General features: G+C 69.5%; 12 protein-coding genes. 5 read left to right on the top strand and 7 right to left on the bottom strand.

The window, feature by feature from the left end; translation table 11 throughout:
- Positions 1–6 precede the first annotated feature (6 nt).
- Together ACXC9Q_RS14045 and ACXC9Q_RS14050 are read left to right on the top strand one after the other, a co-directional pair.
- On the top strand, positions 7–234 hold the full coding sequence (locus ACXC9Q_RS14045; protein WP_457056941.1) for a hypothetical protein: 228 nt from the start codon (positions 7–9) through the stop codon (positions 232–234).
- Positions 235–350: 116 nt separating this feature from the next.
- Positions 351–1,889 (top strand): MFS transporter, encoded by a 1,539-nt coding sequence (locus tag ACXC9Q_RS14050; RefSeq protein WP_457056942.1) that lies wholly within the window; start codon positions 351–353, stop codon positions 1,887–1,889.
- 25 nt (positions 1,890–1,914) lie between these two features.
- On the opposite strand, the gene ACXC9Q_RS14055 is transcribed toward ACXC9Q_RS14050, so the two are convergent.
- Positions 1,915–2,220, bottom strand: a complete 306-nt coding sequence (locus ACXC9Q_RS14055; RefSeq protein WP_457056943.1) for a DUF1905 domain-containing protein — start codon at positions 2,218–2,220, stop codon at positions 1,915–1,917.
- Positions 2,221–2,279: 59 nt separating this feature from the next.
- Positions 2,280–2,942, bottom strand: coding sequence for a membrane protein YczE (yczE, locus tag ACXC9Q_RS14060; protein WP_457056944.1), 663 nt, complete (start codon positions 2,940–2,942; stop codon positions 2,280–2,282).
- Positions 2,943–3,004: 62 nt separating this feature from the next.
- Between yczE and yczR the strand changes: the two genes are divergently transcribed.
- Together yczR and msrA are read left to right on the top strand one after the other, a co-directional pair.
- Entirely contained in the window at positions 3,005–4,444 is a 1,440-nt protein-coding gene (gene yczR / locus ACXC9Q_RS14065) for a MocR-like transcription factor YczR (protein WP_457056945.1), read from the top strand.
- 82 nt (positions 4,445–4,526) lie between these two features.
- Positions 4,527–5,171, top strand: coding sequence for a peptide-methionine (S)-S-oxide reductase MsrA (msrA, locus tag ACXC9Q_RS14070; RefSeq protein WP_457056946.1), 645 nt, complete (start codon positions 4,527–4,529; stop codon positions 5,169–5,171).
- Between the two features lie 64 nt (positions 5,172–5,235).
- Here the strand turns inward: msrA and ACXC9Q_RS14075 are convergent, their stop codons facing one another.
- From ACXC9Q_RS14075 to ACXC9Q_RS14085, 3 genes are read right to left on the bottom strand one after another with little or no spacing between them, the layout of a single operon-like run.
- Positions 5,236–6,246 (bottom strand): lysylphosphatidylglycerol synthase transmembrane domain-containing protein, encoded by a 1,011-nt coding sequence (locus tag ACXC9Q_RS14075; protein ID WP_457056947.1) that lies wholly within the window; start codon positions 6,244–6,246, stop codon positions 5,236–5,238.
- A 28-nt stretch (positions 6,247–6,274) separates the two neighbouring features.
- Positions 6,275–7,309 carry a glycosyltransferase family 4 protein gene (locus tag ACXC9Q_RS14080; protein ID WP_457056948.1) on the bottom strand — a complete coding sequence of 345 codons (1,035 nt, stop codon included), beginning with the start codon at positions 7,307–7,309 and terminating at the stop codon, positions 6,275–6,277.
- Positions 7,306–7,515 carry a hypothetical protein gene (locus ACXC9Q_RS14085; protein ID WP_457056949.1) on the bottom strand — a complete coding sequence of 70 codons (210 nt, stop codon included), beginning with the start codon at positions 7,513–7,515 and terminating at the stop codon, positions 7,306–7,308. The genes ACXC9Q_RS14080 and ACXC9Q_RS14085 overlap by 4 nt, the downstream gene beginning before the upstream one ends.
- Positions 7,516–7,596: 81 nt before the next feature.
- Here ACXC9Q_RS14085 and ACXC9Q_RS14090 point away from each other — a divergent pair, with 81 nt between their 5' ends.
- Positions 7,597–9,897: a CDP-alcohol phosphatidyltransferase family protein gene (locus ACXC9Q_RS14090; protein ID WP_457056950.1), complete on the top strand. Its 2,301-nt coding sequence runs from the start codon at positions 7,597–7,599 to the stop codon at positions 9,895–9,897.
- 28 nt (positions 9,898–9,925) lie between these two features.
- Here ACXC9Q_RS14090 and ACXC9Q_RS14095 read toward each other — a convergent pair whose 3' ends face one another.
- Positions 9,926–10,540 carry a hypothetical protein gene (locus tag ACXC9Q_RS14095; protein WP_457056951.1) on the bottom strand — a complete coding sequence of 205 codons (615 nt, stop codon included), beginning with the start codon at positions 10,538–10,540 and terminating at the stop codon, positions 9,926–9,928.
- Between the two features lie 188 nt (positions 10,541–10,728).
- Positions 10,729–12,567 (bottom strand): sialidase family protein, encoded by a 1,839-nt coding sequence (locus ACXC9Q_RS14100; RefSeq protein WP_457056952.1) that lies wholly within the window; start codon positions 12,565–12,567, stop codon positions 10,729–10,731.
- Positions 12,568–12,788: the final 221 nt, after the last annotated feature.

Raw genomic sequence — 12,788 nt, forward strand, 5'->3', positions numbered from 1 at the left:
AGCTTCATGGACCCCACGCCGGCGCCGTACGCGATCCGGATCCGCGGCCACCTCGGCGCCACCGTCCAGTCTGCGTTCCCGGCGCTGGCGTCGCGGCGGCACGGCGCCGACACCGTGCTCACCGGGCTGCTGGACCGGTCGGCGCTGTACGGCGTCCTGGCGGAGATCGAGGCGCTCGGCCTCGACCTGGTCGAGGTCCGCCAGCTCACCCCGAGACCGCACCGGCCCGAGTAGAGCCATGACCTGTGGCGGGGAATCACCTTCATCCGGTGAGGACGGCTCACCTCGGTGAAGGCGACCGTGTACCGCGGAACCACCGAGACAATCCTGCCGGAATGGAACGGTCGATCATGGCTTCAGACGCTGAGCGGGCCGCCCAAGGCAAGCGCGAGGACGACGACACCCGACTCGAGTCGTTCCGGGAGACGGTCGAAGTACTACCCAGCCGCCGATGGTGGGCCCTGGCGGTGATAGCGATCGCTCAGCTCATGGTGGTGCTCGACGGCACCGTCGTGACCATTGCGCTGCCCTCGGCGCAACGTGACCTGGGGATCTCCGACGCTGATCGGCAGTGGGTCGTCACCGCCTACACCGTCGCGTTCGGGGGCCTGCTGCTGCTGGGCGGACGGATCGCCGACTACACCGGCCGTAAGCGGGGCTTCCTGGTCGGGCTACTCGGGTTCGCTGCGGCGTCGGCGCTCGGCGGTGCGGCCCAGAACGGCGCGACGCTCTTCGGCGCCCGGGCCCTCCAGGGCGCGTTCGCGGCGCTGCTCGCGCCCGCTGCCTTGTCACTGATCACGGTGACCTTCACCGCGGTGAAGGAGCGGGCTCGGGCGTTCGCGGTCTACGGCGCCATCTCAGGAGGTGGCGCGGCGATCGGCTTGATCCTGGGCGGCGCGCTGACCGAGTACGCGTCGTGGCGCTGGTGCCTGCTGATCAATGTGCCGATCGCGATTGTGGCCTTCATCGCCGGCACGATCCTGGTCACCGAGAGCAAGTCCGGCGGCGGGAGCTCGTATGACGTCCCGGGCGCGGTCCTCGGCACCGCCGGGTTGGTCACCCTCGTGTACGGATTCACCCAGGCGGCCAAGACCGGTGTGGGCTGGCTCTCGGTCGAGGTCATCAGCTATCTCGTGGGCGCCGTCATCTTGCTGGTCGCGTTCGTGCTCGTCGAGTTGCGTACGGCGAGCCCACTGTTGCCGATGCGGGTGGTGCTCGATCGCAATCGCGGCGGCTCGTATCTCGCCTCGCTCCTGGTCTTCGCCGGGCTGTTCGCGATGTTCCTGTTCCTGAGTTACTACTTCCAGTACAACCTGGCCTACAGCGCGCTCAAGTCGGGTATCGCGTTCCTGCCGTTCAGCGTCGGCATCATCGTCACCTCGGTCGTGGTCTCGGCACTGCTACCGCGCACCGGACCCAAGCCACTGATGCTGATCGGGCTCGCTCTGGGCGCGATCGGTCTGGGTACCTTCACGTTCATCTCTGACACCAGCAGTTGGGTCACCAGAGTTCTGCCCGGAGAGTTACTCATGAGCGTGGGCCTCGCGCTGGTGATGGTGCCGCTCTCGAGCCTTGCGCTCACCGGGGTGAATGACGACGACGCGGGAGTCGCCAGCGCGGTGCTCAACTCGACCCAGCAGATCGGCGGGTCCCTGGGCACCGCGCTGTTGAACACCTTCTATGCGAGTGCGGTCGCGTCCTATGTCGTGGTCCATCACGTCTCACCGTCGGGATTCAATCCGCTCGCCGCGATCCACGGCTATCACGTCGCGTTCTGGATCGGGTTCGGGCTGATCGCCGCGGCGTTCGTGGCCGTTCTGGTCTTGGTCAAGGCCGGCAAGGACAACCTCACCCCGCAGCCACCCCGAACACCCCGACGCTCCGGCTGAACAGCGAGTGAACTCTCCGCCGGGGCTAGAGATCGGCCAGCTCCAGCAGCGTGTCGACCGGTGACCCCTCGGTCAGGTGCTCGGCGATGCGCACCGGTTTCTTGACCGGCAGGAAGTAGCTGCCGGACTTGCTGGGAAAGACCGAGGTCTGCCACGTCGTACCGCCGACGGTGGCGGTGACACGCACCGAGCCGAACCCTTTGCGCGTACCCGCGGTCAGGTCGGCGATGTCGTCACTGATCTCCTCCGGGACGGTGACGAAGTACCAACTCCCCTCGCCTGGGTACTGCCACAGCGGCGCCGAGAACCGGAACGCGCCGAGACGACTCACCCCACGAACGCTAACTCCGACCACCGACAAACCCGAGATGCCCGTACGCCGGGAGACGGCTAGTCCACCTCCCTGAGGCGGACGGTGAAGATCGGGAGGAGGAAGTGGACCAAGGGGCCGATCGACAGGGCGTAGACGACGGTGCCCACTCCGACCGAGCCGCCGAGCAGGAAGCCGGTCGCGAGGACGGCGAGTTCGAGCGTGGTGCGGACCAGGCGGACGCTGAAACCGGTACGCCGTACCAGGCCGGTCATCAGCCCGTCCCGCGGACCCGGGCCGAACTGGGCGCCGATGTAGAGCGCACCGGCCAGCGCGTTGACCACGACGCCGGCCACCATGAAGACGATCCGCAGCCAGAGCGCGTCCGGACGGTCGACTGTGGCCAGCGTCAGGTCCGTCACCAGACCGATCACGATCGCGTTGCTGATCGTGCCGAGCCCGGGCCACTGCCGCAGCGGGATCCACGCCAGCAGTACGACGAAGCTGACCGCGATCACGATGGTGCCGAAGCTCAACGGCACGTGCTTGGTGATGCCGGAGTGGAAGACGTCCCACGGGTCCAGGCCGAGGTTGCCCTGGATCATCAGGCCCATCGAGGCGCCGTACAGGATCAGGCCGACGTACAACTGCACCAGGCGGCGCGGCAGGTGGCCCGCTTTCAGCTGCTGGAGTGGGTTCAGGGGCGCGAGCTGACGCGGCGGAGCAGCGGAAGTGGCGGTCACCTGTCCAGTTTGTGCGGCAGGTGGCCTGGTGATCGATAGCCAATTGCGTAATAGTGGACTGCATGAAAGGGCAATATCTCCCCGCCAGCACCCTCACCGGCCTGCTCGGCGCCTGGGCCGACGGGACGGGTCCGGCGTACCGGGTCCTCGCCGAGCGGCTGCGGCTGCTGATCGCGGACGGCCGGATCATGCCGAGTTCGCGGCTGCCGAGCGAGCGCGAGCTGACCGAGGCGCTCGGCGTCAGTCGTACGACGGTCGCCTCGGCGTACCGGGAGTTGCGCGACGGCGGGTACCTGGTCAGCCGCCGCGGCTCGGGCAGCGTCACGGCCCTCCCCGGCCGGCTCGAGCCTGAGCTCGGACGGCACCACGCCCCCACGTTCGACACCGACGCGCACTACGACTTCACCGCCGCGGCGCCTGCCGCGATCCCGGGGATCAGCGCCGCGGTCGCCGCCGCGACGCCCGACCTCCCGGCTCACCTCGCCACCCCCGGGTACCACCCGCAGGGCCTGCCGGAGCTGCGCGAGGAGGTCGCGGCCGTCTACGCCGAACGCGGGCTGCCGACCTCGCCGAGCCAGATCATCATCACCGCCGGCGCGCTGGCCGCGACGTCGATCGCGATCCGGGCGATGACCCAGATCGGCGACCGGGTGCTGACCGAGAGCCCGACCCATCCGAACTCGGTCGACGCGATCCGGCACAGCGGCTGCCGGTTGGTGGCGGCGCCGATGGGGCCGACCGGCTGGGACCTTCCTTTGCTGGAGGCAACGATCAGGCAGACCGCGCCGCGGGCCGCCTGGATGGTTGTGGACTTCCAGAATCCGACCGGCTGGCTGATGTCGGCGGCGGACCGCCAGCGGCTGGCGAGCGCGTTCGCGCGGACCCGGACGACGGCGATCATCGACGAGACGCTGTTCGGGCTGTCGCTGGACGGTCAGGAGATGCCGCCGCCGTTCGCGTCGTACCACCCGGAAGGCGTGATCACGGTCGGCTCGGCCAGCAAGCTGTTCTGGGGCGGGCTGCGGATCGGATGGATGCGGGTGCCGGAGGCGCTGGTCGCCCAGGTCCTCGACGCGCGCGCTTCGCTCGACCTCGGGGCGCCGGTGCTGGAGCAGTTGGTCGTCGCCCGGCTGTTGCGGCAGCGGGCAGCACTCCTGCCTGAGCGGCGGGTGACGCTCGCCCGCCAGCGGGATGCGCTGGCGGAGGCCGTATCGGCGGAGTTGCCGTCGTGGCGGTTCCGGCTGCCGGGTGGCGGTCTGTCGCTGTGGTGCGAGCTGCCGGAGCCGGTCGGGTCGAGTCTGGTCGGGGTTGCGCAACGAAACGGCGTACTGCTGGTGGCGGGGTCGCGCTTCTCACCGAATGGTGGGCTGGAGTCGTTCATCCGGTTGCCCTACACGTTGCCCACGGACGCGCTGCGTGACGGAGTCCGCCGGCTGGCTGCGTCGTACGCGTCCCTCACAACGGGTTCGCCAGTACGCCGGACTGCGGCGATGATCGCGTAAGTCCGCCGTAATCGGCCGGGGGAAGGTTCGCCTCACTCACAGCGTTGGGAGACTATGAGAGTCACACTGCGAGAGGCGTGAGATGTCGTTCTTCAAGCGCAACACAGCCCTGGTCGAGCCCGAGGCCGCACTGCCCGGCCGGCCCACCCCCGGCTTCGCGGTCCCGGCCGAGAACATCGTGCTCGGTACGCCGCAGACCGCCGCCGCACCCGAGGGGTTCGAGGAGGTCTGGTTCGGCACCGGGTGTTTCTGGGGGACCGAGGAGATCTTCTGGCAGCAGCCCGGCGTGTACACCACGGCCGTCGGCTATGCGGGCGGTTACACGCCCAACCCGACGTACGAGGAAGTCTGCAGCGGCCGCACCGGCCAGACTGAGGCCGTCCGGGTCGTGTACGACCCGACCAAGACCACCTTCACCGACCTGCTGAAGGTCTTCTGGGAGACCCACGACCCGACGCAGGGCATGCGGCAGGGCAACGACCTAGGCTCCCAGTACCGCTCGGCCGTCTACTACACCACCGACGCCCAGCGCGCCGAGGCCGAACGCACCCGGGACCTCTACGCCCCGGTCATCAAGCCCCTCGGCTACGGCGACATCACCACCGAGATCGCCCCGGCTACGACGTTCTACTACGCCGAGGGCTACCACCAGCAGTACCTGTACAAGAACCCCAACGGCTACCGCTGCCACAGCAACACCGGCGTACCTTTCCCGGCTGACGCCTGACAGATCCACCGCGATGCCCCTGGACTCTCTGAGTTCAGGGGCATCAGGCAGTGTGTAGGGGCTATCAGGCATCTACGGCACTCCCGGCTCGCTCCGGCTGCGCCTCGGTCGGGCCGCGCGCACTGTCCCGGGCGCGCCGACGCGCAACCACCAGTACGACGGCTCCAGGCAGCGTTGCGACCAGCGCGAGCACGCCGTACACCACCGCGACGGTGACGCCCAGCGCCGCGCCCAGCCCGACCGAGCCGAACGCCCACGCGGCCGCGCCCTCGCGCGGGCCCCAGCCTGCGATGTTCGTCGGCACCGCCGAGGCCGTCAGCACGACCAGTGCCAGAGGCAACAGCCGAGCCAGCGACACGTCCGCCCCGGTCGCTCGCACTGCGATCAGGAACACGGCGGCGTGGCCGAGCACGGCGACGGTGGAGGCGAGCAGGATGCCCGGCCAGACCCGCGGCGCGAGGACCGCGTCGCGGAGGTCGCTGGTGAAGGCGCGTCCGATCCGCGAGGAGAGGCGACGTCGGTTCAGGCATAGGGGTACGGCGATCAGCGCCACACCGGCGACAACCACGACCGTCACGGCGACCGAGGGAACAACCGAGCCGGCAGGCCAGGACAGCAGGAACACCACGCCCACCGTCAGCACGATCTGTACCGCAAATCCCGACGCCCGCTCCCACGCGACGGCCCGCAGGCTCCGGCCCAGGTCGCCGACCTCGCGCCCGTGGCGCACGGCGCGGTGTACGTCGCCCATCACCCCGCCGGGCAGCGTGGCGTTGAGGAACTGGGACCGGTAGTACGCAGCCACCGCGGTCCTCAGCGGCATCTCGACGCCGAGCCCGCCGGCGACGAGCCTCCATCGCCATGCACAGCACAACGTGGTCAGCGACGTGATTGCGAGGGCGGCGGCGAGCGCCCATCCGGTTGTCAGTCGGAGCCCATCCACCAACGGGCCGGCGCCCACCCGCCAAGCGAGGAAGGCGAGGATCGCGGCGCCGCCCGCCACGCGCGCCCAGGTCCAGATGCTTCGGCTGATGGCGGTTCCGATCTCGTAGTTGGGGCCTCGTACCAGTGACACGGTTGTCACCTGCCGCTGGTTCATCCGGTCACCAAGCGACTTCCGACAGCACGGCCGACAACTCGCGTGAGGTCTGCACCCAGTCGGACAGCGTCAGTCGCCGAGATCGGGCCGCCACGCGCAGCCGCGCGCGCTCTCGGGGGTCACCCAGCCACCGACGCAGCGCCTGCGCGAGAGTCTGTGAGTCGCCCGGCGCGACCAGCAGGCCCGGTCGGCTGCCGTCGGCGGCGTGGCCGAGAGCCTCCGGCACGCCGCCGACCTTCGTGGCCACGACCGGCAGCCCGCGGGCGAGCGCCTCGGTGACGACCATGCCGTAGGTCTCGGCCTGGGAGGCCAGCACCAAGGCGTCCGCCTCTGCGTAGGCGCGCTCGAGTTCGGCACCCGTGAGCGGGCCGGTGAAGCACACCCGGTCGCCCAGGCCCCGGTCCTCGGCCTGCCGGCGCAATCCGTCGACGAACTCCACATCGAGGTTCAGTGAGCCGACGAAGACGCACCGCCAAGCCGGATCGTCCACCGTGGCCAGCGCCTCGAGCAGGAGGTCGTGGCCCTTGGCCGGGGTGATGGCTCCGACACAGAGCAGCCGCCCACCGCACAGCGAAACCGATGCCAGGTCGGCCACGTCGACGCCCGGCGGCACGACGTACACGCGATCCTCGGGCAGCGCGTAGTTGTCGAGCAGCCAGCGCCGGGTCCAGTCGCTTGTGGCCACGATCGCGGATGCCGCCGACAGCGCGGCGACCTCGCGCGCGTCGGCCCGCGGCATGTGCAGGAGTACGACGATCCGCAGGCGGTCGGCCTCCGGCTCCAGTACCTCCGGGACCACGGACGCCAGCAGGCCATCGACCAACACCGCTCCACCGTCCGGGACCCGGGCCAGCGCCGCACCCACGGCCAAGCGGGCCGCCGCGTCAGGCAGGGGCCACTGACCGGCCACGGCGTGCTCGTGGACTGACCAGCCGAGTGCCACGAGCCCGCCACAGACCCTGCGGTCGTAGACGTTGCCACCGCTCGGCCGCCGCGGGTCGTCGATCCCATCCGGGACTACGACGTGCACCTCTGTCACAACGACCGCTCGTAGCCCGCCGAGGCGATGCGTGACTCGCGCGGCGTCACTCCGATCCGGGCTGGCCGGCTCGCGGAGTCCCCTAGCCCGCCGGCCGCAAGCGCGCCGTGTAGCTCCTCGGTGGCCTGGCCGATGTCCACCAAGATGTCGTCGAAGTCGCCCCGGCCGGGTTCGCGGATCCAGAACGCGCGTGCTTGTGTCGGCACCGCAGCCTCCTTCTCGCGCCCGGGTGAACCGGTGCGACGCTGTTCTCGTATGACTGTCGTACGCGTAGATACGGAGGCACTGTGCGTCTGGTTCAGGGTCGAGTGCGCAGCCGCATCCTGACCGGCCCGCTCGCCAGCTTCGCTTGCCTGCTCGTGCTCCTCGGTGTACTCGCGGCGACCACCGGCCTCGACGTCGCCGGCTGGGCGACCGGCGTCGCCTGCGGAGCCGGCCTTGCCGGGCTGCTTGCCCGCGCGATGGCGCGTCACCGTCGTGACGGGCTGGGGCCTGCGGACAGAGTGACACTGGCTCGCGCGGTCCTCGCCTGCGGGGTCGCGGCACTTACGGCGGACTCGTTCGGCGGCAAGGCGCCGGTGGCGATCCTCGTGGCGCTCTCGACGGTGGCGCTGGTCCTCGACGGGGTGGACGGTCAGATCGCTCGGCGTACCGGCACCGCTTCGGCGTTCGGGGCGCGCTTCGACATGGAAGTCGACGCGTTCCTGATCATGGTCCTGAGCGTGTACGTCGCCCATACGACGGGCTGGTGGGTGCTTGCGATCGGTGCGGCCCGCTATGTGTTCGTGGCCGCCAGCTGGGCGTTGCCGTGGCTGCGCGGTTCGCTCCCGCCCCGCTACTGGGCCAAGGTAGTCGCGGCGATCCAGGGCATCGCCCTGACCGTCGCGGCGGCCGGCATCCTGCCCGATGCCGTGACCACAGTGACGCTGCTGATCGCGCTGGGACTGCTGGCTGAGTCGTTCGGCCGTCAGATCTGGGGACTGTGGCGCCAGGCCGGAAGCCCGCCCGGCACTCGTGCCACCGTGACGTCGGTGCTGGCGGTGCTCCTCGTCTGGGCTGTGCTTCTCGTGCCGGACCACACCGGCGACCTGTCGCCGGCCGCCTTCCTCCGGATCCCGCTCGAGGTCCTGGTGTTCGTCGTCCTCGTCTGGGTGCTGCCGTCGAGACTCGCGCGGATCCTCGCACTGGTCGGCGGTCTCCTCGTCGGGGTGCTGATGATCCTGCGGCTGCTCGACAGAGGCTTCTACTTCGCCTTCGACCGCCCCTTCCACCCCGTCTACGACGCGGCGTACGCCGGCTCCGCGCTGGGCCTGCTCGGCGACTCGATCGGCCGCGTCGGCGCCCTCGCAGTCTTCATCGGAGCCGGAGTCCTCTGCGTGGCTCTGCTCGTCCTGCTGCCGCTGTCGGCGGTGCGCCTGACCCGGCTCGTCGCGAGACACCGGCGGCCGTCGATGCGGATCGTCGCCGTCCTGGCCGCGATCTCGATCGTGCCCGCGCTGACCGGCGCCGGGCCACAGCCCGTACGACAGATCACCTCGACCTCCGCGGCTCGACTCACCACGCAGGTCCGTGACGACCTCCGCGACCAGCGGGAATTCGCGCGGGCGCTCAAGCAGGATCCCTTCCGCGACACCCCGGGCAACGACTTGCTGACCGGCCTGAGGGGCAAGGACGTGCTCCTGGTCTTCGTCGAGAGCTACGGACGCACGGCGCTCGACTCTCCTGTAGTCGGGTCGGCGCTCAAGGCCGGGGACCGGCGGCTGCAGCAGGCCGGCTTCTCCTCGCGCAGCGGCTTCCTCACCTCGCCGACGTTCGGCGGCATCAGCTGGCTTGCGCACTCCACTCTGCAGTCCGGGCTGTGGGTGAACAACCAGCGGCGGTACGACCACCTCGTCACCCTCGACCGGCTCACTCTCACCGACGCGTTCGGTCGCGCCGGCTGGCGGACAGTCGCCGACGTACCGTCCAACGACGAGGACTGGTCGGTGGCGAAGACGTACTACCACTACGACAAGGTCTACGACCGCCGGAACGTGGGGTACGCCGGGCCGGCGTTCAGCTATGCCTCGATGCCTGACCAGTACACCCTGGCCGCGCTCCAGCGGCTGGAGTTGGCGAAGCCGAACCGCGCTCCCGTCATGGCCGAGGTCGACCTGGTTTCCAGCCACACGCCCTGGGCACCGCTCCCCCGGCTCGTCGACTGGAGCCGGCTGGGCGACGGCTCGGTCTTCGACCCGATGCCGGCCGAGGGCGACTCGCCGGAAGACGTGTGGCGGCAGCCGGACCGTGTGAAGGCCGCCTACGCACAGTCCATCGCCTACTCGCTCGATGCCCTGACCTCGTTCGTGCAGCAGCTCCACGACCGCAACCTGGTGCTCGTCGTCCTCGGCGACCATCAGCCGGCCAGCATCGTCTCGGGCAAGGGGGCGAGCCACGACGTGCCGGTGAGTATCATCGCGGCCGACCCGGCCGTGACGGATCGGGTAGCGGACTGGGGCTGGCGGGATGGGCTGCGGCCGGATGCCGGCGCACCGGTCTGGCCGATGGATACCTTCCGGGACCGGTTCCTCACCGCCTACGGCCGCTAGCCCCGCCCACCCCCTCGGCACATCTGTGCTACTCGGTTCGGGTCGCAGAGCTGGTTCTCAGACGGGCGATTCCCAGCCAGATCATCAGGATCAGGAACATCAGTGGGGCGACGACGTCGAGGGCATGGAAGCCGAGCAGAGCCCCGACGCCGCGGATAGCGCAAGCAACGGCGACGACGGTGCACGACACTCGTAGGGCCGGCGTCTGCATCCGCGTCGCGACAACGCCGACGAACAGGGCGATCGCGACGAACAACGCGTCGTCAGACCAGTCAGCCCAACGGGCGGCCGATATGGTGCCGGACGCACCGAGCCGGTCATCGAGAGCGAGCACCAGCACCGGCACTGCGGTCCCCAGGCTCGCGAGTGCGACGAGACCGCCGCTGATCAGCAGCGGCCACCCACCACCGACCCAGCGCAGGAGCACCGCGAGCACCAGCAGCAGTACGACGACCGCCGCCAGCCCGACGGCCTGCGTGATCACAACGGCGCCGCGCTGCACCTGATAGAACGACGAGATGGCCTCCGCCGGGTCATCGGACTCCGGCAGCGATACGACGGCCGAGCCGACGAAGACAAGTGCGACGAACAGCACGAACCACAAGCCGTCGTACGACCGGCGCCCATGTAATGCAACGGACACAGCACCTCCCCCGCACTCCATGCTCCGCACCACCGACGGCGTGTCAACGTCCCAGCAGCACGCGAGTTTCGTTCCCGCCTGATGTTTGATGCGATGCGAGGGCGTCACCCATCGGGGTGGCGCCCTCGTTCGGGTCGTGGTGCGGAACTGGGTCAACGCCCGCTCCTCCGGCGCGGGCTCGCAGTCAGCTACGGGGTCGGGTCGGCGTAGGTCCCGCCGAAGATGTCGGAGTTGCCGAAGGCACCGGCGCACACCTGCTGCACTGGCGGGGCCACGGCATCCGGCTCTTGAGTCTTGAACGCCTGGTGGACGGCGTCCTCCTCACCACGTGGCTCCTCCGGGTCTGCCACTGGAGCTCCGGCCGCCAGCGCCTCGTTGTGCAAGGCCAGGCGGTAGGCGTCGATCGCCGGGCAGGTGGCGGCCCTGCGGACGTCGTTCCAGACAGCCGCGCCGTACGTCCGGGTGGCCGCCGCGTAGACGTAGTCGCCCAGGAACTCCGCTGCCAGGTTGTTCTGGCTGCTGCCCCTTGGGTCACCACCGGGGCTTCGGTGTACCTCGCTGAAGGCACCCACGGTGCCACCGGAGACGTCCGCGTGCTTGACCACGCCGACGAGGTTCCGCGGCGACGACGTGTTGTTACGGAACGGCGTCGTGAACGCGTTGTAGACCACCCAGACGTCGGTCCCGTTCGGTGAGATCGCCGGCGCGGCGTAGTAGCCGCGGTCCCCGGCCGTTTCGATGGTCCTGGGGCCGGTCCAGGTGGTGCCGCCATTGGTCGAGGTGGAGAACATCACGTGCTCGTGGTTCAGGCCGTCACGGCCGTCGGCCCACGAGTCGACGATCTGGTTGGTGGCGTCCGCGCCGGTCGGGGCGCCGTTGGCGAGGTCCACGCTCGGCGACGGCCCGAGGTCGTCGCGAGCCCCGGCGATGCCGTCTTCGACGCACCGGCCGATCGACGGCTCGAAAGCGTTGCACAGGTCGGTCGCCGGGAAGATCGGCTGGGCCTTGGTCCAGTGGCGGCCGCCGTCGACGGACTTGGACATGAGCTGTACGCCGTTGCCCGGGGACCCGGCGGCGAACTGGTAGGCGAACACGTACGCCACACCGTGGCTGTCGGTCCGGATGGTGCAGCCGGACCGGCCGAATCCGTTCGGGCTGTTGGGATTGTTGGTGGCCGGCGTGACCTGCTGCGTGGTCCAGCTGTCACCACCGTCGGTCGACGTCGCGACCACCAGCGGCTGTGAACGGCTTGGCACGCCGCGGAAGGCCGCGGAGCAGACGTAGGTGTGACCGAAGAACGGGCTCGAGGATGCGTTGTCGGCCCACACCTGCTCCTTGTCCGAGAACAGAGCCGAGTTCTGCTTGCTGACGATGACCGGTGCCTTCCAGTTGGCCTGGTTCGAGACGACGGCCTGGGTCAGGCCGGTGGATGCCGGGCCGTCGACCCGTGACACCGCGATCGCCTCGAAGCCCTTGAACGCTGAGCGTCCCGGGAAGTTCGACGTCAGGTTCGCGTAGTACAACCGGGAACCGTTCGCCCACGAGAAGCTGCCGTTCCTGAACACGGGCCCGAACGCCACCGCCGGGTCGCCGTCGGACACCAGGCCCGCCGCGAAGTACCCGGGCAACGTGCCGATCGGACCGACTTGCGGCGCACACACTGGATCGGTGTCGCCGGGCACGCCGACGCAGTTGCGTGCGCTCCAGCCCGTGAAGGTGGGCTGGATCCATGTAGTACCGCTGTCGAAGGAGAAGTAGACCCCCGAAACACCGACCCCCTCGGTGAACGGACAGTCGTTGTCCGGACCTGCGTTACAGGCCTCCATGTCGATGTTGTCGTTCGCGCCTGCCGCCAGCACGCCCGGGTGGTTGGCGTCGATCGCCACCGCCGGCTCGTTCTGCTTGTTCGCCGAGAACGGCGCACTAGGGCTGCCGACGGTGATCAGCGTGTCCGGATTCAGCGCACTGGCGCGACCCGCCGTCATTAGGAGCAGTGCCGACACGGCACCGATGAGCACAACCCTCAACCGCTTACCCCATGCCTCCCCCTTTCGCCCATGAGCGGGAAGCAGAGGCACTCTCCCCGCTCGGAAGGACCTCTCGACCTGAAGCTACTCGCCGCCCGGACACGACGCGAGAGTTGATGCCTCCCTCCTCACCGACCCCGGGTCGCGGCGACGGTGACTGAAAGGTTCCGGGTTATTGCGCTTCGGCGCGTTTCGGGTCTCAAATGGCTGTGAAGCTTGGC

It is taken from the genome of Kribbella sp. CWNU-51, from assembly GCF_054073265.1.

Excerpts from the sequence above, each read along its gene's own strand:
- ACXC9Q_RS14045 (WP_457056941.1), top strand. The coding sequence starts at position 7 with ATGGACCCCACGCCGGCGCCGTACGCGATCCGGATCCGCGGCCACCTC.
- msrA (WP_457056946.1), top strand. The coding sequence starts at position 4,527 with ATGTCGTTCTTCAAGCGCAACACAGCCCTGGTCGAGCCCGAGGCCGCA.
- ACXC9Q_RS14050 (WP_457056942.1), top strand. The coding sequence starts at position 351 with ATGGCTTCAGACGCTGAGCGGGCCGCCCAAGGCAAGCGCGAGGACGAC.
- yczR (WP_457056945.1), top strand. The coding sequence starts at position 3,005 with ATGAAAGGGCAATATCTCCCCGCCAGCACCCTCACCGGCCTGCTCGGC.